The 22,981-nt window shown below is 47.4% G+C and carries 16 protein-coding genes; 5 read left to right on the plus strand and 11 right to left on the minus strand.

The features are described from left to right. Window positions 1-98 precede the first annotated feature (98 nt). The 4 genes from dnaJ to CWI32_RS13030 form a co-directional block, all read right to left on the minus strand. Complete coding sequence (gene dnaJ / locus CWI32_RS13015; protein WP_100535486.1) at window positions 99-1,217, minus strand: molecular chaperone DnaJ; 1,119 nt, start codon at window positions 1,215-1,217, stop codon at window positions 99-101. A gap of 104 nt (window positions 1,218-1,321) precedes the next feature. Continuing rightward, window positions 1,322-1,699: a hypothetical protein gene (locus CWI32_RS13020; protein ID WP_100535487.1), complete on the minus strand. Its 378-nt coding sequence runs from the start codon at window positions 1,697-1,699 to the stop codon at window positions 1,322-1,324. A 131-nt stretch (window positions 1,700-1,830) separates the two neighbouring features. Continuing rightward, complete coding sequence (locus tag CWI32_RS13025) at window positions 1,831-4,968, minus strand: efflux RND transporter permease subunit (protein WP_100535488.1); 3,138 nt, start codon at window positions 4,966-4,968, stop codon at window positions 1,831-1,833. Between the two features lie 2 nt (window positions 4,969-4,970). Next, window positions 4,971-6,074, minus strand: a complete 1,104-nt coding sequence (locus tag CWI32_RS13030; protein ID WP_100535489.1) for an efflux RND transporter periplasmic adaptor subunit — start codon at window positions 6,072-6,074, stop codon at window positions 4,971-4,973. A gap of 148 nt (window positions 6,075-6,222) precedes the next feature. Here CWI32_RS13030 and CWI32_RS13035 point away from each other — a divergent pair, with 148 nt between their 5' ends. From CWI32_RS13035 to CWI32_RS13045, 3 genes are all read left to right on the plus strand, one after another. Further along, window positions 6,223-6,846, plus strand: a complete 624-nt coding sequence (locus CWI32_RS13035) for a TetR/AcrR family transcriptional regulator (RefSeq protein WP_100535506.1) — start codon at window positions 6,223-6,225, stop codon at window positions 6,844-6,846. A 150-nt stretch (window positions 6,847-6,996) separates the two neighbouring features. After that, entirely contained in the window at window positions 6,997-9,681 is a 2,685-nt protein-coding gene (gene ppc / locus CWI32_RS13040) for a phosphoenolpyruvate carboxylase (RefSeq protein ID WP_100535490.1), read from the plus strand. A 296-nt stretch (window positions 9,682-9,977) separates the two neighbouring features. Further along, a complete protein-coding gene (locus CWI32_RS13045; RefSeq protein ID WP_044109780.1) occupies window positions 9,978-11,273 on the plus strand; it encodes a solute carrier family 23 protein in 1,296 nt (431 codons plus the stop codon). 121 nt (window positions 11,274-11,394) lie between these two features. Here the strand turns inward: CWI32_RS13045 and CWI32_RS13050 are convergent, their stop codons facing one another. The 4 genes from CWI32_RS13050 to ilvD (CWI32_RS13065) all read right to left on the minus strand — a co-directional run bounded on the left by CWI32_RS13050 (window position 11,395) and on the right by ilvD (CWI32_RS13065) (window position 17,183). Beyond that, window positions 11,395-11,682 (minus strand): chorismate mutase, encoded by a 288-nt coding sequence (locus CWI32_RS13050; RefSeq protein WP_005173592.1) that lies wholly within the window; start codon window positions 11,680-11,682, stop codon window positions 11,395-11,397. After that, on the minus strand, window positions 11,663-12,985 hold the full coding sequence (locus CWI32_RS13055; protein ID WP_100535491.1) for a hypothetical protein: 1,323 nt from the start codon (window positions 12,983-12,985) through the stop codon (window positions 11,663-11,665). Before CWI32_RS13055 ends, CWI32_RS13050 begins: the two co-directional genes overlap by 20 nt. Before the next feature lie 150 nt (window positions 12,986-13,135). Beyond that, a complete protein-coding gene (gene ilvD / locus CWI32_RS13060) occupies window positions 13,136-14,821 on the minus strand; it encodes a dihydroxy-acid dehydratase (RefSeq protein ID WP_100535492.1) in 1,686 nt (561 codons plus the stop codon). Window positions 14,822-15,353: 532 nt separating this feature from the next. Next, entirely contained in the window at window positions 15,354-17,183 is a 1,830-nt protein-coding gene (ilvD, locus tag CWI32_RS13065; protein ID WP_100535493.1) for a dihydroxy-acid dehydratase, read from the minus strand. Between the two features lie 408 nt (window positions 17,184-17,591). Between ilvD (CWI32_RS13065) and fmt the strand changes: the two genes are divergently transcribed. Both fmt and rsmB read left to right on the plus strand, forming a co-directional pair. Next, a complete protein-coding gene (gene fmt / locus CWI32_RS13070; protein ID WP_100355464.1) occupies window positions 17,592-18,554 on the plus strand; it encodes a methionyl-tRNA formyltransferase in 963 nt (320 codons plus the stop codon). Continuing rightward, entirely contained in the window at window positions 18,551-19,858 is a 1,308-nt protein-coding gene (gene rsmB, locus CWI32_RS13075) for a 16S rRNA (cytosine(967)-C(5))-methyltransferase RsmB (protein WP_100355465.1), read from the plus strand. Before fmt ends, rsmB begins: the two co-directional genes overlap by 4 nt. 71 nt (window positions 19,859-19,929) lie before the next feature. Here rsmB and zupT read toward each other — a convergent pair whose 3' ends face one another. The 3 genes from zupT to CWI32_RS13090 all read right to left on the minus strand — a co-directional run bounded on the left by zupT (window position 19,930) and on the right by CWI32_RS13090 (window position 22,426). Continuing rightward, the gene (gene zupT / locus CWI32_RS13080) at window positions 19,930-20,739 is read right to left on the minus strand and encodes a zinc transporter ZupT (protein ID WP_074383769.1); all 810 of its coding nucleotides are present in this window, start codon (window positions 20,737-20,739) and stop codon (window positions 19,930-19,932) included. A 90-nt stretch (window positions 20,740-20,829) separates the two neighbouring features. Then, window positions 20,830-20,940: a methionine/alanine import family NSS transporter small subunit gene (locus tag CWI32_RS15090; protein ID WP_005173576.1), complete on the minus strand. Its 111-nt coding sequence runs from the start codon at window positions 20,938-20,940 to the stop codon at window positions 20,830-20,832. A gap of 10 nt (window positions 20,941-20,950) precedes the next feature. After that, window positions 20,951-22,426 (minus strand): sodium-dependent transporter, encoded by a 1,476-nt coding sequence (locus CWI32_RS13090; RefSeq protein ID WP_100535495.1) that lies wholly within the window; start codon window positions 22,424-22,426, stop codon window positions 20,951-20,953. Window positions 22,427-22,981: the final 555 nt, after the last annotated feature.

Here is a 22,981-nt window from a genome sequence, read left to right on the forward strand (position 1 = left end):
CGATACCTATCAACTAATAAATAGCATCTTCTAATCTAGAGTATCTTATCTACATAATAAAAAAGGACGCCTCAGCGTCCTCTTTTACTTTCACTCAATTAATCAAACAAACGATCAAAGAATGATTTTTTCTTTGGTGAGGATTTGCTGTCTTCCCCATCCATGGTTTCTTGCAATTCTTTTAACAGTTCACGTTGACGTGCACTTAAATTCACTGGAGTTTCCACTACAATACGGCACAGCAAGTCACCTTGCATGCTGGTACGTACCGGTTTAACACCCTTACCACGTAAGCGGAACAGTTTACCCGTTTGCGTACCTTCAGGAATTTTCAAGCTAACACGGCCATCCAGCGTAGGAATCTGAACTTCCTTACCTAAGGCTGCATCAGCAATCGATACCGGCACATCCATATACAGATCAGCGCCATCACGCTGGAAGATTTCGTGCTCACGCACCACCACTTCTACGTACAAGTCACCTGACTGACCATCACAGATTGCTTCACCCTTACCGGTCAAGCGAACGCGGTCACCATTGTCCACACCCGCGGGAATAGTGACTTCCAGAGTTTGCTGACGATCCGACACACCTGAACCATGACATTTATTACATGGGTTCTTGATGATCTTGCCCTGACCACGACAGGTGCTACAGGTTTGCTGTACCGAGAAGAAACCTTGCTGCATACGCACTTGACCGGCACCATGACAGGTACGGCAGGTTTCCACATCATTTGGATTTTTTGAACCCTTACCCTCACAGGCATCACACGGTGCCGGTGCAGTAAAGGTAATAGTTTTCTTGACGCCTTTGACCGCTTCTTCCAGGGTCAGTTCCATCACATAGCGTAAGTCAGAACCACGGCGTGCACGTTGCTGGCCACGACCACCGCCGCCACCAAAAGCACCACCGAAAATATCACCGAACTGGCTAAAAATATCTTCTGCGCTGAAACCACCGCCGAAGCCGCCACCACCGCCCATACCACCTTCAAAGGCCTGATGGCCCATACGGTCGTACATGCTGCGCTTTTCACCATCAGAGAGCACTTCATAGGCTTCTGCTGCTTCTTTGAATTTATCTTCAGCTTCAGCATTGTCCGGGTTACGGTCTGGATGATATTTCATCGCCAACTTACGGTAGGCTTTTTTGATTTCATCATCACTAGCGGTTTTAGCGACGCCCAAAACCTCATAATAATCACGTTTAGCCATGTCTGGCGATGCTCCTCACGGAATTTTGTTTAATATTCAACTGAGGTCTGAAATTGGGGTCAAACCGAGTTTTACAAGGGGAAATCTGAAAAAAATTATACGCTTTAGAACACAGCTTTATTTTGAGAGAATTTATAGATACCTTTAAACCAGGCATTGATCAGGAAAATAAAGGCAATAAAGCTGAAAATCACCCCGGTCACCACACAGGCTTTCACCCATAACTGGCTGTCCCAGGCAAAGAAAAACAGGGGAATAAACCACAGTGCAGCAAAGAGCGCCAAAATGGTATAAATCACGATATTTCGCATGATCCACAAGGCCTGTGCTTGTAACCAGACTTCGGCATAATCAACCTGGGTAACTTTACGTGCGAACCAGTAGGCCAATAGTCCACTAAACAGGGTAAATAAGGCCAAAAACATGAAGACATAAGCCATCGCTACGGAACGTCGCATCTTGGTTAATGTATCTTGAGTCATGTTTGGTTCAACCTCGTTACCGTATTGGCAGCTCGGCCAATGCAGCAATTACTTATTTTTTTAAATTATAAAAATCTCAGGTGCTACTATATTGAAAATTTCCAAATTTCGCACCTGAAATTATGACAAATTTAAACAGAATTTAAACTTTTTTTCACTTTAAACCACTGTGCATATAGTGCAGGCAGGAAAAACAGGGTCAATAATGTTGCCACAATCAAACCACCCATAATCGCCACCGCCATTGGCCCGAAGAAAATACTACGGGACAAGGGAATCATCGCCAGAACCGCAGCCAGTGCGGTCAATATGATCGGACGACAACGGCGTACTGTGGCATTGATGATGGCATCCCACTGCGACTCTCCGGCCTGAATATCCTGCTCAATCTGATCGATCAAAATCAGCGAATTGCGCATGATCATTCCGGATAATGCAATCGTTCCGAGCATCGCAACAAAGCCGAAAGGTTTATTGAAAATTAACAGGAATAACACCACTCCGATAATGCCCAAAGGTGCGGTCAGGAACACAATAAAGGCCCGTGAGATGCTTTTGAGCTGAATCATCAGCAAGGTCATGACGACTGCGAGGAATAAAGGCATGCCGGCATTAACCGAATTCTGTCCGCGAGCCGATTCCTCAACTGTGCCGCCCACTTGCAGCAGATAGCCATTCGGCAGCTCTGCCCGGATTTTTTCTAGTGGCTCTTTGAGTTCATTAACCACAGTAGCGGGCTGCAACTTGCTACGAATATCGGCACGCACTGTGATGGTCGGTAAACGATTCCGATGCCAGATCAGACCTTCTTCAAAGCTGTATTCAATTTTGGCCAGCTGCGCCAACGGTACCGATGTACCGGTTTCGGTCGGAACAGCCAGACTGGCTAAAGATGCTACCTCCACCCGTTCAGCCTGAGCACCACGTAAACGGATTTCAATCAATTCACGTTTTTCACGGTACTGATCAATACCGGCCCCCAAAATCGAGCTGTTGAGTACATTGGCCAGTTCACTGCTGCTCACCCCAAGCTGACGGGCACGATCCTGATCGATCTCCAGTTTGATGACTTTGCTCGGCTCACCCCAGTCTAGATGTACATTGGTGGTATTCGGATTTTCGCCCACGGTTGCGGCGACTTTCTGCGCCCATTCACGAACCAGTCCCAGATCTTCACCAGAGACCCGGAACTGCAATGGATAACCGACTGGAGGGCCATTTTCCAGCAGGGACACCCGGGTACGGACTTCCGGTAATAACAGCCGAATCTGGTCACTCAAGGATTGACGGATTTCGTTACGATCTTCCAAAGAGGATGCCAGCACCACAAACTGGGCAAAACTGGTTTGCGGCAGCTGCTGATCCAGCGGTAAATAGAAACGCGGAGAACCAATTCCGACATAGGCCACATAGTTATCAATGCCCTGCTGTTTCGACAAAAAGGCTTCAACTTTTTTCACCGCAGCTTCGGTGGCTTTCAGAGAGGCGCCTTCTTCGAGTTTGAGATCCACCAGAATTTCAGCCCGATTCGAGGGCGGGAAAAATTGCTGTGGCACCAGCTTAAACATTAAAATGGAGAGAATAAAAATTCCTACCGTTGCTGTAATCACGGTCTTACGATAGGTCACACAGGTATTTACCCAACGGCGAAAACCTTGATAAAACCGGGTTTGATAAGGGTCATGCTGTTCGCCGGCATGATGTACGACCGGCTGAGGTTCGGGCTGCTTGCGCAAACGCGCCCAAAGGCGCTGATACCACGGCGCTTTTTGTATCAAGTCTTTGTTGAAATTGGGCAGCAGTTTATCGCCCAGATAAGGCACAAATAACACCGCGGCAATCCAGGACATCAACAGTGCAATCGTGACCACCTGAAAAATAGAACGGGTATATTCACCGGTACTCGATGCTGCTGTGGCAATCGGTAAAAATCCGGCGGCGGTAATCAGGGTGCCGGTCAGCATTGGAAAGGCGGTGGTTTTCCAGGTAAAGCCTGCCGCTTCAAGCCGGCTATAGCCCTGCTCCATTTTAATCGCCATCATTTCAATGGCAATAATGGCATCATCGACCAGAAGACCAAGTGCCAGAATCAGGGCACCCAAGGAAATTTTATGCAGGCCGACATCAAATAAATGCATGCCGGCAAAGGTCATGGCCAATACTAGCGGAATCGAAAAGGCCACCACCAGTCCGGTACGAAAACCCAGCGAGAAGAAACTGACCAGCAGCACAATAATTACTGCCTCTGCCAGCACTTTCATAAATTCGTTAATGCTGCGTTTGACTGCCACTGGCTGATCGGAGACTTTTTGCAGCTCCATGCCAAGGGGCAAGGTTTTTTGCAGACGGGCAAATTCCTGTTCCAGATGTTTGCCCAGTGCCAGAATATCGCCGCCTTTGCGCATGGACACGGCAATACCAATGCCATTTTCAGCCATAAAACGCATCCGGGGTTGGGCCGGATCACTAAAGCCACGATAGATCTCAGCGACATCTCCCAGCTGAATGGTTTTGCCATTTATCAAAAGTGGCAGTTGCTGTAATTCTTCAATACTGTTTAAGGCACCGCTGACCCGAACCTGAATCCGGTCTGAGCCGGTTTCAAAAAAACCGGCATGGGTCATGGCATTTTGTTGCTGCAAAGCCTGCTGAATGGCGCTGACTGGAACTCCGAGCTGGATGGCTTTGGTGTTGGAAATCTCAATCCAGATTTTCTGGTCTTGCAGGCCGATTAAATCGACTTTGGCGACATCTTTGACCCGTTGCAGTTGTAACTGCAAACGGTCGGCGTATTCCTTGAGGGTCGCATAATCGAAGTCTTTGCCTTTGAGCACATAGATATTGCCAAAGGTATCGCCGAATTCATCATTAAAGAATGGGCCTTGTACTCCTTGCGGCAATTCATGCCGGATATCGCTGACTTTCTTGCGGACGTTATACCAGACATCGGCCACATCTTTCGAAGCCAGAGAATCCTTGGCAATAAAGGTCACCATGGATTCACCCGGACGCGAATAGGCCATGATGCGGTCATACTGCCCCGTGGTCATCAGTTCCTTTTCAATCCGATCCGTGACCTGTAGGGACACTTCTTTGGCACTGGCACCCGGCCAGTAGGTCTGGATCACCATCACTTTAAAGGTAAAAGGCGGATCTTCACTTTGCGACAGCTGGGAATAGGACACGATGCCAATCAGCCCGAGCAGGATCATAAAATACAGTACTAGTCCCTTATTCTTTAAAGCCCATTCCGACAGGTTAAAGTTCATATTTAACTCCCTGCCTGAACGGTCACAGGACGATTTTCACGATTAATCGGATTGATTTTTTGCTGGTCACGCAGCAAATGTACGCCGCCAATCACCACATAATCTTCCGCTTTCAGGCCACTGAGTACCGGTACGCTATCGCGACCATAAGCCCCTAAAGTCACCGGGACTTTGTGTACAGTATGATCCGGCTTGACCAGCATCACATAGGCTTGTTGATCTGTGGCTGAGACACTGGACAGCGGTACACTGAGCCTATTGTCCCGGCTGTGCTGGAAAAACACCCGGGCACTTTGTCCGAGCTGGATCTGAGCATTGCCTTCGCGCAGTGAGACTTTTACTCTAAATGTTCTCGATTGGTCTGCGGCTGGTGATATTTCACGGACAAAGGCACTAAATTTTTCTTCTGGTTTGGACCATAAAGTCACCGTGGCAGGCTGTCCGACCTTGACCTCTGAAATGGCCTGTTCCGGCACGCCAATCACCACTTCACGCTCACCGGAAATGGCTAACTCATATACCGCTTGCCCGGCTGCGACCACCTGACCCGTTTCGATATTGCGTGCCGTGATCACGCCATTTTTAGTGGCAATCAGCTGGTTATAAGTGGTCTGGTTTTTGGCAGTATCATAATTGGATTGCGCCTGTTTCAGACTCGACTGTGCAGCTTTATATTGATTATCGATGGCATCATATTGCGAGCGACTCACGGCATTGACCGGTAACAGCTGCTTGAAACGCTGTAGTTCATCCTGAGCAATTTTACTGGCAGACTGCGCGTTTTCCAGCTGGGCACGTGCCGCATTCAGCTGCAACTGGGCATCTTTTACATCCAGTGTGGCCAGCACCTGTCCGACTTTGACTTGGTCCCCGACATCGACGAAGCGCTGGGTCACCTGTCCCGCTACCCGAAAGGCCAGTGCTGTTTGCTGACGCGCCTGCACATCGCCGGCATAACTTTTCAGTTCATGCTGTGAAGTGCTCGGTGTGGTCACCATGACAAAGGGAATTTCCTGTTCTGCGGCGATTGTATCTTTACTGCATCCATTTAAGGTCACACTGCAAAGCATCATCATGCCAGCCAACACGCTGTAAATCCTGCTCATCTTATTCGCTCTTATCTGATCATCTTTTTTCGGGCAAACTATGCTGATATATTGAATTGCTTGTTTTTTAATTAATATACCACCCGGTACACTAATTACAACAGAACCCTCAAAGCAATGACCAAGTTGACTTTTTTTGGAAGAAATTGTGCAAATACCTGTAGGACGACCGAAAGATCTGGAGAAACGCCAACGCATCCTGAGCGCGGCCAAAGCGCTATTTTTAGCGCATGGTTATCATGCCTCCAGCATGAACCAGATTGCCCGTGAAGCAGGGGTGAGCAAACTGACGGTCTATAACCATTTTCAGGACAAGGCGACGCTGTTCAGCTGTGCCATTGAAGATACCTGTGAAGCCATTCTGCATGAGCATCCGCAGGTCTTGCAGCCAAGCAGTGACTTTGCTCAGGAATTTTATCGGGCCTGTTTACGCGCTTTGAATATTATTAGCCTGCCTGAAGCCATCAAACTGGACCTATTACTCATGGAGCTGGCCTCGCAGCAAAGCCCGCTGGCAGAGCAGTTTTATCAGGCCTCGCATGCCAAACTGGAGGCGGTCTGGCATGATTTCTTTGCGCTGGCGCAGCACTACCAGTTTATTCAGGTCGATCGACCCGAGAAACAGACCGAACTGATCGTGTCCCTATTGACCGGAACACGTCATCAAAAAATCCTGCTCGGACTTACAGCTCCGCCCTCCAGTACAGAACAGCAGCAGATCATTAATCAGGCGATTGAATTGTTTATGCTGAAATATGCCATTGCTGATTAAATTCCTTCTGATCGCTTGAGTGCTGGCGACAGGATACTGGCTAAAATTTGCTAAAAAAACCGCAAAATATCTGCAACTTTTGTCTGTAAAGGACTTGGATTGTCCTACAGTCGCGGTATAGTCAAAGCAAGCATTTAAGGGAATATAAAAATGATTCAACAAATTGATGCACCACTACGCGAAGACGTACGCTTACTGGGTAATTTGCTGGGGGAAACCTTAAAATTACATGCGGGGCAGGATTTGTTTAATCAGATTGAGCAGATTCGTGCTTTATCTAAAGGCGCACGTGATGGACAGGTCGAAGCAGAAAAACAGCTAGAACAATTATTTTTGAGTCTGGAAGATGCGGAAATCCTGCCTCTAACCCGTGCCTTTACCCATTTTTTGAACTTTGCCAATATTGCCGAACAATATCATGTGGTGCGTCGTCGTCGCCAAAGCGAATTCGATGACACGGCAGAATCCCCTAATCCTCTGGTACCGTTATTTGAAAAATTTAAACAGCAGGAGATTTCTGCCGACACGCTGTACCAGCAAATCTGTGAATTAAAAATTGAACTGGTACTGACCGCGCATCCGACAGAAGTCAGCCGCCGCACCCTGATCCAGAAATATGATGGTATCAATAATGCCCTGTCCAAATTCGATCAGCAGAAACTCACGCCGCGTGAACGTCAGGCGGTGTTGGCAGATCTGAAACAGCTGATTAGCTCGGCCTGGCAAACCGATGAAATTCGTCAGCATCGTCCGACCCCGATCGATGAAGCCAAATGGGGCTTTACGACCATTGAACAGACCCTGTGGAATGCAGTCCCGAAATTTATCCGGGAACTAAATGACATGGTCGAACAACAATGCGGCCAGAACCTGCCCTTAAATATTGCACCGGTACGTTTTGCTTCCTGGATGGGTGGTGACCGCGATGGCAACCCGAATGTTACCCATAATGTGACGCAAGAAGTGCTGTGGCTGTCACGCTGGAAAGCTGCCGATCTGTATTTACGCGATATTGAGAACCTGCGCTGGGAACTCTCCATTCAGCAATGTAGTACGGAAATCTCCGAGGCATTGGGTCTGGATCATCCGGAACCCTACCGTGAATATTTACGTGACACCCGTAGCCGCCTGAAAGCGACCCGACACTGGCTGGCAGAAAAATTAAAGGGCAATGATGCCGATGATAGTTTAGTCATTAAAAGTAAAGATGAGCTATTACAGCCACTATTGACCTGCTATCGCTCCTTAATGCACTGCAATCTGGCCGAAATTGCCAATGGCAGCCTGCTGGACTTTATTTACCGGGTCAACAGCTTTGGAATTGAGTTACTGAAACTGGATATTCGTCAGGAATCAGGTCGTCACCGTCAGGCAATCTCGGCGATTACTGAATATTTAGGGCTGGGAAATTTTGACACCTGGACCGAACAGGCACGTCAAAACTTTTTACTGCAAGAATTGCAAAGCAAACGTCCCTTGCTCCCAAAACATCTGAATGAACCAGCCGGCAGTCTGATTCAGCATCCGGATGTACAGGAAGTCTTTGCCACCATGCGCACCCTCGCAGAACAGCCAAGTGAGTCTCTGGGTGCCTATATTATTTCCATGGCGGAATATCCAAGTGATGTGCTGGCAGTATTGCTTCTACAAAAAGAAGCGGGTATCAAGCACGCATTACGAGTGGTACCGCTGTTTGAAACCCTCAAAGATCTGGACGGTGCAGCCGAGACCATGTCGACCCTGTTCAATATGCATTGGTATAAACAGCATATTCAGGGCAAGCATGAAGTGATGATTGGCTATTCGGATTCAGCCAAGGACGCCGGTTTTATGTCGGCCAACTGGGCGCAGTACCGTGCCCAGGAAGAACTGACGACGATTGCCCAGCAACATGGCGTTCAGCTGACCCTGTTCCATGGCCGTGGCGGTTCGATCAGCCGTGGCGGTGCGCCAACCCAGCAAGCCTTGTTCTCACAGCCACCGGGGTCGATTTCAGGCACGATTCGGGTGACTGAACAGGGCGAAATGATCCGCTTTAAATTCGGACTGGAAGAAATTGCCCTGCAAAATCTGGAAATTTATACCGCTGCGACCTTAGAAGCAACCTTGCTCCCGCCACCCGAGCCAAAACAGGAATGGCGCGACTTGATGCATCAAATGACCGAACTCTCGGTTCAGGTCTATCGCCAGACCGTGCGGGAAAACCCGCACTTTGTCAAATACCTGCGCACTGTCACTCCGGAACTTGAACTGCAAATGTTGCCGCTGGGTTCACGGCCGGCGAAACGTAAAGTCAGTGGCGGGATTGAATCCTTGCGTGCGATTCCGTGGGTATTTGCCTGGACCCAGATTCGTCTGATGTTACCTGCTTGGCTGGGTACCGGTGCCGCGCTGAATAAAGTACTGGATCAGGGGCAACGGGCGGTACTCGATGAGATGCTGGCAGAGTGGCCATATTTTCAGACCCTGATTGATATGCTGGAAATGGTGCTGTCCAAAGCCGATGCACATGTGGCCCTGTACTATGAATCACATTTAACTCAAGATGAAGATCTCAAAGTACTCGGCACAGAGCTGCGCCAGCGTTTGCAGGATGCTGTACAGACCTTGCTGACGTTAAAGGGTGAATCCAAATTGCTCAGCAGCAACGGCGTCCTGGATCAATCCATGAAAGTCCGTAAACCGTATTTGCTACCACTACATTTGCTGCAAGCCGAGCTGATGAAACGTCGTCGTCTCTATCTGCAACAGCAGCAAGCTGAAAATACTCCGGTGGATCATGCCCTGATGGTCAGTATTGCCGGAATTGCTGCGGGTTTACGCAATACCGGTTAATCCAAACAGACTGTTTAAAAGCACATCTTCGCGATGTGCTTTTTTATTGAGCAGTCAATAGCCAAGAAATATTTTATTTTATATAGTAAATCAGATTTATTTATACATAGCCCTATTGATTATAAGAAATTAATCTACTGATTTCACTTTAGTTTTAACTCAAAATTCTTTTACCACCCGGTAAAATATTAAATAAAGTCATAGAATTAATTTGAACAAAAATTTTGTTTAAGTGATTAAATCTTCTAAAGAACAAGAGTATGATGTGCACAATTTATCTTTCGAGTGCTCATTTTATGTCCAGTTGGTTTCCCAAATGGCGCCCTTATGAGGGCAGCATCGATGCACGCCCAGTAGGTACCGCAGAGTATTTGCCACCCGCACAAACGGTCGTTTTGGGTGTACAACATGCTTTTGCCATGTTTGGCGCGACTGTACTGGCACCTTTTTTAATGGGCTTTGACCCTAACCTGGCCATTTTAATGTCAGGGATTTGTACCATCCTGTTCTTTCTGATTACCGGTGGCCGGGTTCCAAGTTATTTAGGTTCAAGCTTTGCCTTTATTGGTGTGGTCATCGCGGCAACCGGTTATGCCGGTGGTGGTGGACTCAACCCCAATATTGGCGTCGCAGCCGGCGGTATTATTGCCTGTGGTATCTTCTATGCCCTGATGGGTTTTCTGGTCATGGCGACCGGCACGCGCTGGATTGAAAAGCTGATGCCACCGGTGGTGACCGGTGCCGTAGTGATGATCATTGGTCTAAACCTGGCGCCGGTGACGGTAAAAAGCGTGATGGGCAACACCTTTAATATGTGGATGTCTCTGGTTACCGTCATGTGTATGGGCTCAATTGCCGTCTTTACCAAGGGTTTGCTACAACGCCTGCTATTATTGGTGGGGCTATTATTGGCCTATCTGATCTATTTCGTGCTCAGCAATATTATGGGTTATGGCACTGCAATCAATTTCCTGCCCATTCAGCAAGCCGCCTGGTTCGGGTTACCGACCTTCCACGCACCGACTTTTGAAGTCAATGCCATGTTGATCATTGCACCGATTGCACTGATTTTGGTGGCTGAAAATCTGGGACATATCAAAGCGGTAGGCGCGATGACCGGAGAGAATCTGGATCCGCATATTGGTAAAGCCTTTGTTGCAGATGGTGTTGCAACCACTCTGGCAGGCGGTGTGGGTGCCCCGGGCATGACCACCTACGGTGAAAATATTGGGGTCATGGCCGTAACACGGGTTTATTCGACCATCATTTTTGCAGTGGCTGGTGTCTTTGCGATCTTCCTGGGTTTATCACCCAAGTTTGGGGCGGTGATTCATACCATTCCCACCGCGATTCTGACCGGTGCTTCGATTGTGGTCTTTGGTTTGATTACCATTGCCGGTGCCAAAATCTGGATTGAAAATAAAGTCGATTTCTCGCAAAACAAAAACCTGATGGTGGCTGCAGTGACCATTATTTTAGGTACCGGTGATTTTGCCCTGACATTTGGCAGTTTTAATCTGGGTGGTATTGGTACGGCAACTTTTGCCGCATTAATCCTGAACTGGTTCTTTAGTCTGGCCGATAAAAAATAAAACTCGAAATAAAAGTATTGAGCAGCCGAATGGCTGCTTTTTTTATCTTTGTATTTTTCAACTTTGCGATTAAAGAAATGAAAAGAAGCCCCGCAAGGCTTCTGTTAAAGCACAAGTCTGGTTAAGGGCGAAACTCTTTCAATTCACGTTGAATGAAATAATGAAACATTTCACGATACAGATGTTCAATAAATTCCTGATCGACGCCCTGCTGCTGCGCCAGTGCTCTGACATGTTCTACAATCTGCTCCATACGTTCCGGTGACTGTAAATCGGTTTCAGTTTTTTTAAAACGGGTGGTTTGATCAACATAAAATTGACGCGCAGCGATCAGCTCAACTAAAGCTGTATCAATGGCATCGATCTGTTGACGTGCATGTTCTAATGATTCAGCTTTGATCTTTTCCATGTTTTTTCAATTCACTTTCAGTTTGATTATTACTCTTATACTTTTCTTCTAACACATTACTGAAAATACTTTCAATCATCCAGACCCGATATAAGCTATTAAATGTATAACTTTGATCATCGATGCGCAGTTCCAGTACCGGAAAGTTCGGCTGCGACTTCATTTCACAGAGCATATCATTGTCCTGCAACTTGGCCAGAATATCGTCCTGGCTCAGCTCGGCAATGTTGAGTTGCTGCTGCATACGCTGGAAATGCGGTGCATAGGACAAGTCTTGACCACGGGTCCAGACAGCTTGCAAGATCTGATACATGGCCTCAATGCGCTGTTCTTCAGGACAGCTATAAAATAACTGCGCCATGGGGGCAATCGCCTGTTCAGTCGGACGGCAGAACGGGGTAAATTCGACCTCAGTCCGTTTCGACAAACGCGTGGCCAGACTCCAGTCAAACTCATCCCGGCCACGGTAAGACAAAGGATAGACTTTCAGCTGGATATTATAATAATCCGCCAGTTCTTCTTTGATATAGGCCAGCAACAACCAGGAAATCGGATCTTCCAGCGCAATATATAAATCCAGTTCCGGGTCCATCGACTGGATCTCGTTCAGCTCTTCGGCATCACTGATCAGATGCTCACGCCATTCAATATGATTGATCAGGAAAATCGGATTGCCGGTGAGCAGTTTCTGCTGCTCCAGACGCCGAGTCAGACGTAATAGGTCATCCACCGCCTGATACTGGCGGCCCCCCAAATCAAAATAGCTGGCCAGAACCGGGGTCTGGTCAAAAATGCGTTCGGGAAAATCCTGTGGCTGATGATGGCGGCTGGCCATGGCATATAAGGTACGTAATTTTCCGGTCTGCTTTTGCCAGAGCATATGAAATACATCTTCCAGCAGATACAGGAAATCCTGCCCGCGTAGCGGGGTGCGCCGTAAAATCAGTTCCGCCTGTTGCAAGGCTTCAGCGCTTGGCAATTCTGGCGTGTCATGAAAACTGAAACGATGCTGTTTCGACAAGATCTTGGCATCATTAATCGTGTAATGCTGCCATTCCTCAAAAGACATCTGATTGGGGGGTTCTGCATGCGCACTGGAAATCATCACTTTCAGCGGCTTGAGCTGCGGACTTAAAATTTCTTCGAGCTGGGGCAGCTGCTGTACCGCCAGATAGCTGTACACATCATCCAGTCTTAAATGGATACTCAGCCCATCTTGAATAGATAACACCGTTTGACGGATTGGTTTCTGGTAAAACCAACTCGATCGGATTGGATCAAACCAACGGCGTAACAGCGACATGAGATCGGCCTCGACAAGAATGACAGTGCGCAGCTCGACAAAGCTCAATCTGCGCAGAATAATCTATTTTTAAGATCGCAGAGCCAAAGCCCTGCATGGTGTAAAAACTTATATCAAGTCATAAGCAAATGTTCAATGTTTAACAATGGATTAGAGCTCAAGATTCAGGTCAGTGACTGCCCCGGTTTCTGCACCTGAGGTCAGTTTGGCGAATTTGGCCAGAGCGCCGTGGGTATAGTTCGGTTTTGGTTTGATCCAGGCTGCTTGACGTGCTGCAATCTCCGGCTCATCCACATGCCAGGTCATTTCCCGGGTTTCCGCATTAATTGAAATCTGGTCGCCATTTTGTACCAGACCAATCGGGCCGCCATCATAAGCTTCGGGGGTGACATGACCAATCACAAAACCGTGACTGCCACCCGAGAAGCGTCCATCGGTAATCAGGGCAACTGATGCTCCCAGGCCCTTCCCGATAATCGCAGAGGTCGGTTTCAGCATTTCTGGCATTCCCGGGCCACCTTTGGGACCAACGCCACGAATCACCACCACTTCACCCGGCTGGACTTCACCATCCAGAATACCGCGCATGGCGCCCTGCTCACCTTCAAACACGCGAGCTGGGCCAGCAAAATGCAGTCCTTCCTTACCGGTAATTTTGGCGACCGCGCCCTTTGGTGACAGATTGCCTTTTAGAATCACCAGATGCGAGTCTTTTTTCACTGGCGCATCAAAAGGCAGAATAATCTGCTGGCCTTCCGGATAGTCCTGCACATCGGCCAGATCTTCTGCCAGCGTCTTACCTGTGACCGTCAGACATGAGCCATCCAGCATGCCGGCATCCAGCATGCGCTTCATCAGTGGTTGAATCCCGCCAATCGCAATCAGTTCTGACATCAGATATTTACCTGATGGACGCACGTCGGCCACCACCGGAATATCTTTGCCAATTCGGACAAAGTCATCCAGACTCAATTCAACCCCTGCGGTATGCGCCATGGCTAGCAGATGCAACACGCCATTGGTGGAACCACCCAACGCAATCAAGACCTTGATCGAATTTTCGAAAGCAGCCTTGGTCATGATGTCACGTGGCTTGATATCCAGTCGCAACAGATTCATGACTGCTTCACCGGCACGGGCACAGTCGATTTGTTTATCATCCGAAATTGCTTCCTGCGCCGAGGAGCCCGGCAAGCTCATACCGAGTGCTTCAATCGCAGAGGCCATTGAGTTAGCGGTATACATGCCGCCACAGGAGCCCGGACCCGGCAAGGATACTTCTTCAATATGCTTGACCTGAATCGCGTTAATTTCGCCTTTGGCATACTGACCGACTGCTTCAAATACCGAAATCATGTCGGTATGACCTTCGCCCGGTTTGATGGTGCCACCATAAATAAACAGACCCGGACGGTTTAAGCGTGCCAACCCCATGATGCAGCCCGGCATGTTTTTGTCGCAACCACCAATGGCAATCACCCCATCATAAGCCTGGCAGCCCACTACTGTTTCAATGGAGTCTGCGATCACTTCCCGTGACAGCAGTGAATATTTCATGCCTTCCGTACCATTGGAAATACCATCTGAAATAGTAATGGTATTAAAGATAATGCCCTTGCCGCCCGCAGCACTCACGCCCTGCTCTACAGTTCTGGCCAGACCATCAATATGCATATTACATGGTGTGACATTGGCCCAGGTCGAAGCGATGCCAATAAATGGACGTTCAAAATCGGCGTCGTTAAAACCGGTAGCACGCATCATGGAACGCGCCGGTGCATTTTCAATACCTTCATAAACGGGGGCTGAATGCTCACGGATATTATCTTTACTCATTATTTTCTTCCTGGGCGATGACCAATTTTAAACATGGGTCTTTGGCAATTTATTTTAAGATCATTGTATAGAAGGCAGGCAGCACATAAAAGTGAAACTCTGTGTTATCGCAGTGCCCTATTTATGCTTTTTAACTCTAAATAGATCACATGACAAAGCGACAGGGAAGGTCGCTGTTTCACTGTGCTACAAGGAAGTAGAGTTAGCGGAACGAGAGCGTTTTGTTACTTTTGCGCCGTCAAAAGTAAGATTCTGCCTGCACAAAGATCATCAGAACTTTTAAAGTTATTAAAGCTTTGATTTTAAGTGGATCTTCGATTTTTTTACCATACAGCCTCAAATTACCTGAGTAATTTTTAATGTTATCTCGTAGGCACTTTTACTTTTGTCGAAACAAAAGTAGGTCGAACCGAAGCTTATAAACTGCAATTAGCCAATTTCCTTTAAGACTGCGCTGTACTGAACCTATAAATTTCATTAAATAAAAAAGCACCCCATCTGGAGTGCTTTTTTGCGCTATAAAAATTACAGCTTAAATATCACGTACCGCACCTTTCGCCGCACTGGTGGCATGCATTGCATAGGCTTTCAGCGCTTTAGAGACTTTACGTGGGCGTTCTTTAGCAGGCTTCCAACCTTTGGCTTCTTGTACTTCACGGCGTGCTGCCAGTACATCTTCAGCAACAGCTAAATGAATGCTACGGTTTGGAATATCAATTTCGATACGGTCACCATCTTCAACCAGGGCAATTGTGCCGCCTTCAGCTGCTTCTGGTGAAACATGACCAATGGAAAGACCTGAAGACCCCCCAGAGAAACGACCATCAGTCACAAGCGCACAATCTTTACCTAAACCTTTCGATTTCAAGTAGCTGGTTGGGTACAACATTTCTTGCATACCCGGACCACCTTGTGGACCTTCATAACGGATCAGTACCACATCACCTGCCACGATTTTTCCACCAAGAATTGCTTCTACTGCATCATCCTGGCTTTCAAATACACGTGCTGTGCCGTTGAATTTCAAGATTGAATCATCTACACCCGCAGTTTTTACGATACAACCGTCCAGTGCGATGTTGCCGTAAAGCACTGCCAAACCACCATCTTGCGAGAAGGCATGTTCAACGTTGCGGATCACACCATTTTCACGGTCGCCATCTAGACGGGTGTAGTAACGATCTTGTGAGAACGCTGTTTGGGTTGGTACACCGCCCGGTGCCGATTTGAAGAAGTTATACACCTCTTCATCTTCAGTACGGATGATGTCCCACTTGTCTAAGGCATCTTTTAAGGTCGCTTCATGTACAGTAGGTACAGAAGTATCCAGTAAACCACCACGGTCTAGTTCACCGAGGATCGACATAATGCCGCCGGCACGGTGAATATCTTCCATATGAACGTTTTTAACCGCAGGTGCCACTTTACACAGTACAGGCACTTTACGAGATAAACGGTCGATATCGTCCATGGTGAAGTCTACTTCTGCTTCGTGAGCAGCTGCCAACAAGTGAAGAACGGTGTTGGTTGAACCACCCATCGCGATGTCCAAAGTCATGGCATTTTCATACGATGCTTTGGTCGCAACATTACGTGGCAACACGCTGTAATCATTTTGCTCATAATGACGCTTGGTGATTTCCACAATCAACTGGCCTGCACGCTCGAATAATTTTTTACGGTTGGCATGCGTTGCCAGCGTAGAGCCATTACCCGGTAAAGATAAACCGAGTGCTTCAGTCAAGCAGTTCATCGAGTTGGCGGTGAACATGCCTGAACATGAACCACAGGTAGGACAGGCTGAACGCTCATAAGCTGCCACTTCTTCATCAGTGAAGCTGTCATCTGCCGCAACCACCATGGCATCCACCAGGTCAATCGCGTGTTCGTTACCACGAATTTTAACCTTGCCCGCTTCCATCGGACCGCCAGAAACAAATACCACCGGAATGTTCAGACGCATCGCAGCCATCAACATGCCCGGGGTGATTTTGTCACAGTTCGAGATACACACCATCGCATCGGCACAATGCGCATTGACCATGTACTCGACCGAGTCTGCAATCAGGTCACGCGAAGGCAATGAGTACAGCATGCCGTCATGACCCATCGCAATACCGTCATCGACGGCAATGGTATTGAATTCTTTGGCCACGCCGCCTGACGCTTCAATTTGACGTGCCACCAGCTGACCCAAGTCTTTAAGATGCACATGCCCTGGTACAAACTGGGTGAACGAGTTCACCACCGCAATAATCGGTTTACCGAAATCTTCATCTTTCATGCCAGTGGCACGCCATAAACCGCGTGCGCCAGCCATATTTCTTCCGTGTGTCGATGTTTTTGAACGATAGTCAGGCATTTTATATTTCCAACAAAGTTTGAGCTTGCAATGAATCGGGCAGATCCACTCTGGCTAAATCATACTGACAAGGAGCTTAAATCAGTTGAATTTTAAACCTATCATACTACAAGCCCTTGATTTACAAGATGGCCTTTTGGGTGTAGACGCAGGCAAAAATATCTATAGAGAGGTTTTGATGATCTGACGATAAAAATTTCTTAATGAAATCTACTATACCGCCATCATCATCAGGACAATACAAAACTTTCATGAATAATTTTTACAATTTGCATGAGTTTTTTTTATATAAAAATTCTACTGAAATTCAAGCACTCACCGGTCTTATCCAATAAGTTTTTGCAACGATTAGGCTGAAATTTGGCTTTTGGCTTATAATACGCTTTAAGTTTATTTGGAATTTCATGTGTGAAGATCATATTTGCAGGCACACCAGAATTTGCAGCGACTGCATTGGCTGCGCTGCTCAAAACCGAGCATGAAATTGTGGCGGTGTATACCCAGCCTGACCGCAAGGCCGGACGCGGACAAAAACTCACGGCATCTGCGGTCAAGCAGTTGGCGCTTGAACACAATATTCCAGTCTACCAACCGCTTCATTTCAAATCTTCGACTGAAGAAGGTCTGGCAGCGCAAGCAGAACTCAAAGCCTTAAATGCAGATGTGATGGTGGTGGCGGCCTATGGCCTGATCCTGCCACAAGTGGTTCTGGATACACCAAAATATGGTTGCCTGAATATTCATGGTTCCCTGTTGCCACGCTGGCGCGGTGCAGCCCCGATTCAGCGCGCGATTGCCACTGGCGATGCCGAGACCGGTGTGACCATTATGAAAATGGCGGCTGGTCTGGATACCGGGGACATGATGTACAAAACCATCTGTCCAATTACCGCCGAAGATACCTCTGCCAGTCTGCATGACAAACTGGCGCTACAGGGCGCTGAAGCGACGCTAAAGGTTTTAGAATCGGAACAGACCTTGCAGCACTATTTAGCACAGCGTGAAGTGCAAGATGACAGCCTGACGGTCTATGCACATAAACTGTCTAAAGCAGAAGCGCAAATTGACTGGACACAAGCTGCGGCAGAGATTGACCGTAATATCCGCGCTTTTAATCCTTGGCCAGTAGCCTTTACCCCGCTGGATGACAGCAACAATTTACGCATCTGGAACTCATCACTTTCTACGCACAACGCAAGCACTGCTCTGCCTGGTGAAGTGATTGCCCTGGATAAAGACGGCGTACATGTGATGTGTGGTGATCAGAACGCCATTTGCATCACCAATCTGCAATGGCCAGGTGGCAAAGCCCTGAATGCTGTTCAAATTAATCAAACTCAAAAACTATCGCTAGGATATAAATTCGCATGAGCCAAATTCAATCATCAGCTAAAAACTTGAATTTGCGCGCGCAAGTTGTCAAAACGCTATTGGCTGTACAAAACGGCCAATCACTTGCTTCTGTACTCAATCAACATATCAATATTGTGTCTGAACGTGACCGTGGCTTGTATCACGAGTTAACCTTGGGCTGTTTACGTCAATGGCATGGCCTGAAAGCCATTACCCTGCCACTGTTAACCAAACCTCTGGATAACCAAGCTCTAGAAAGCTGCTTATATTTGGGTTTATACCAGATTCTATGTACCCGTATTCCGGCGCATGCTGCGATTTCAGAAACGGTGACAGCAGCCAAACAGCTGGGATTCGAACCTTTAAGTGGTCTGGTCAATGCAGTGCTGCGTCGTGTTTCACGTGAAACAGAAGAATTTGATCTGGCTTTAAATCAGGCGCATGGCCTGCCAAGCTGGTTATTTAAGCGTTTAAAGAAAGACTGGCCGGAACAGCTGGCTGAACTGTCGCATGAGTTAAAACAGATTGCGCCGTTGACCTTGCGTGTCAATGTCAATCAGGTCAGCCGTGATGAATATCTGGAAATTCTGGAAGAAGAAGGTTATGAGGCACGCGCCTGTACCCTGTCTGAAGTCGGCATTGTGCTGGAACAGAATGTACATATTCCAAACCTGCCGGGCTATGAAGCTGGCGGTTTCTCGGTTCAGGATGAACACGCACAGCTTTGCGCAACTTTAGTGCCTGATCTTGAAGGCAAGGTCGTAGTCGATGCCTGCGCTGCGCCGGGTGGGAAAACTGCGCATATTCTGGAAAAATACAGCCCGAAAAAGCTGTATGCAATTGATCAGGACGCCAAACGTTTAGTGCGTGTGGCAGAAAATCTGGAACGCCTACTGTTAACAGAATATGCCGAAGTTGAAATTATTGCAGCCGATGCCATCAACTGGACAGCGCCTGAACCAGTCGACTGTATCGTACTGGATGCGCCATGTTCTGCGATTGGTGTGATTCGTCGTCATCCGGATATTCGCTTGCTGCGTCATTCCACAGATATTCCGCAAACCGTCGCGCTGCAAAAGCAGATTCTGGAAAATATGTGGCAGCAGCTGAAAGTTGGCGGCAGCTTGCTGTACATCACCTGTTCGATTCTAAAAGCGGAAAATGAACAGCAGATGGTCGAGTTCTTTGCCCAGCATAGCGATGCCAAAGAAATCAAGATTGAAGCCGATTGGGGCATCGAACAGATTCACGGTCGTCAGTTGTTACCAACAGCCGATCAAGGCGACGGTTTCTTCTATTGCCATATTGAAAAGACCGCATAAATCATTAGTTTACAATCAAAAAAAGCAGCTTAGGCTGCTTTTTTTATGGAGTTGCCGGATGGCAACAGGACTTACTGAATAAACTTAAAGATCACCAGACTGCTGGCCAGCGCAGCCATACCGCTCACAAGTCCATATACCGTTTCATGCCCTTCGGAATAACGTTTTGCAGTCGGCAATAACTCGTCCAGTGCCAGATAGACCATCACCCCGCCAATTAAACCAAAAACCAGACCATATACTGTATCGCTCATATAAGGTGCCAGAATAAAGTAACCCAAGGCGGCACCCAAAGGTTCAGCCAGTCCCGACACCAGACTGGCCCAGAGCGCATAATCTTTGCGTCCGGTCGCCATATACACTGGCAAGGCAATTGCCACACCTTCCGGGATATTATGAATCGCAATTGCCACCGCCAGAGGCGCACCCAAGGCAGGACTTTCCAGCGTGGCAAAAAAGGTCGCCAGACCTTCTGGCAGGTTATGTGCGCTAATGGCGAATAAAGTCAGCATGCCGGTACGCAATAGTTGCGGTGAACTGACGCCCTCACTGGCATGCGTTTCAACAGTTTCATGCGGATTCGGCACAAAATGATCAAGCAATAACACCAGAATCACGCCCAACAAAAATGCAAAGGTGCCAAAGGCAAAACCGGTTTTTTCATCAAAAGCCAGACTAAAGGAGGCAATCGATTTATTCAGAATTTCGGTTAAAGAAACATAGATCATGGCGCCCGCGGCAAAGGCCAGACCAAAGGCCAGCAGACGGAAATTGGGTTTTTTTAAGAAGAGTATCAGTCCCCCACCCAACACGGTGGCAAGCCCAGCGAAGAAGGTCACGGCAAAGGCTGTATAGACTTGTCCATCTGAAACGGAAATCATGCCAAATCGTCAGCCATTAAAAAAGTCATTATCACCATAGATGATAATGACTTTCGTTTACAGTAAAACAGTAGGTTTATGTGAAGATTTTTAGTCTTCTGGTTCTTCCGGATTTTTTGCCAGATGAATCACGGACAGTACCAGACCACCCCACAATAAAACGATAGAGATGATCATCATCACCAGTGCAGATGTATTCATAGTCGCTCTCCTAGCTATGACGGTCTTTGACCAGACTAAACAGAATGGCGCCCAGAATAAAGAATGCCATGACACCTCCACCCACCATCCACAGGGTGCTGGCAGCATAGCCACCATAACCTTCTGCCATGATCGATTTCAGGGTCAGACCCAATGCCATTAATAAGGACAACGGCGTGATGACGGTCAGCATGAAGTTCCAGCTGCGACCAAGTTTCACGCTGGCAAACTGATTCACATGGCCTTCCAGCTGCTTCATCAATGGACGACGGAACCACGACAACAGAATAATGGAGATCAAACCACCACCGACAATACCGATATTATTGGCAAAGTAGTCAATAATGTCGACAAAGGTAATCGCACTATGGGTCGAGAACATCAAGGTAGAAATCACCGCTGAACCACCGGCAATAATCGTGACTGACTTGTTCTTCGACCAGCCCAGTTTGTCCTGGAATGCGGCAATCGGAACTTGCAGGATACTGACCATCGAGGTAATACCGGCAACTGTTAATGAAGCAAAGAACAGGAAGCCAAACAGGTCACCGCCTGCACCTAAACTGGAAATGATTTTCGGGAAAGCAATAAAGGCCAGACCAATACCGCCAGATACGACATCTTCAACATTTGCACCTGCGCTGAAGGCCATAAAACCAAGCGCTGCAAATACACCAATACCCGCCAGAATTTCAAAGGATGAGTTGGCCAGTGCCACCACAATCCCAGAACCGGTCAAGTTGGTTTTGCGTTTCAAATAAGAGGCATAGGTCAACATAATCCCGAAGCCCACCGACAGTGAGAAGAAGATATGACCAAATGCGGCCAGCCAGACTTTATAGTTGCTCATGGCCTCCCAGTTCGGCGTAAAGAAAGCATTTAAGCCGTCGACTGCACCCGGTAAGCGTACCGCCTGAATCACCAGAATAGAAAATAAAATTACCAGAAGTGGCATAAAGATTTTATTCGCCAGTTCCACCCCACGGCGTACCCCACCGTAAAGAATCAACATCACCGCAGCCCAAACAATTACCAAACCGAAAAACAGGACAGGAACAAAACCTAAACTTAAACCTTCGCCGTTTTGCAGATAAGTATTGAAAAAGAAGTCCTGGGTATCTGTGCCCCACTGCTGCCCAAAGGAATAGAACATATAACTGCCGGCCCAAGACAAGACGCTGGCATAGTAAATCCCGATGATCAGGGTCACCATCACCTGCCACCAACCCAAGGATTCGGCATTCATGAGTTTTTTATAGGCCATGGGTGGTGCTTTACGGAACTTGTGTCCGACCGCATAGTCTAAAAACAATAAAGGCAAACCTGCTGCAAAAATCGCAATCAGGTAAGGGATCAGGAATGCCCCACCCCCATTTTCATAAGCCACATAAGGGAAACGCCAGATATTTCCCAAGCCAACGGCGGAACCAATGGCTGCAATAATGAATCCTGATCGTGCAGACCAATTCTCACGAGTTTCTGTCATAGAACACCTAAACTTTAAACCCCTTCAGATGCTGCTTGTTATGGTTATAGCGCAAGCAAATAAAGAAGCATTTCAATTATTTTGGGTGTTTGGATTAGAGCTGCACCTTTTGGGCGTCGAATTCTAATGTACAAACAGGTCAGCAGGTCTTACATCTTGCTTAAAGTCTGATCGAAAAGCTGACCTTGTAGATGGTTCAACAATACTGACTTTTTTAAATTTTTTCTGTAAATTCTGCTGAAAATATTCGTTATTTATAATCTATTCGAATTAAGCGTTCAATAATTCAACGAAACCTACCTGATTTTATAGGTTATATATTGACAAACTTTTTGGAATATATCTTTCTTAAGTTTGACTACAGAACCGTAGTCAAGCAAAGCTCATGCTGCGATCATCCAAATCGCCTTATATTTATAGAAGAATTAAAGTCAAAGGCTTATCGCGATGTGAGCCACTCTATAGCTGAAATGCGCGGAGCAGAGATCTGATCGCCCTGCTCCACGTGCATTTTTGACATCTAAAAATGGACTGCAATACCCCGGTCTGACCTGC

It is taken from the genome of Acinetobacter pseudolwoffii (assembly GCF_002803605.1).
Taxonomy (GTDB): Bacteria; Pseudomonadota; Gammaproteobacteria; order Pseudomonadales; family Moraxellaceae; genus Acinetobacter; species Acinetobacter pseudolwoffii.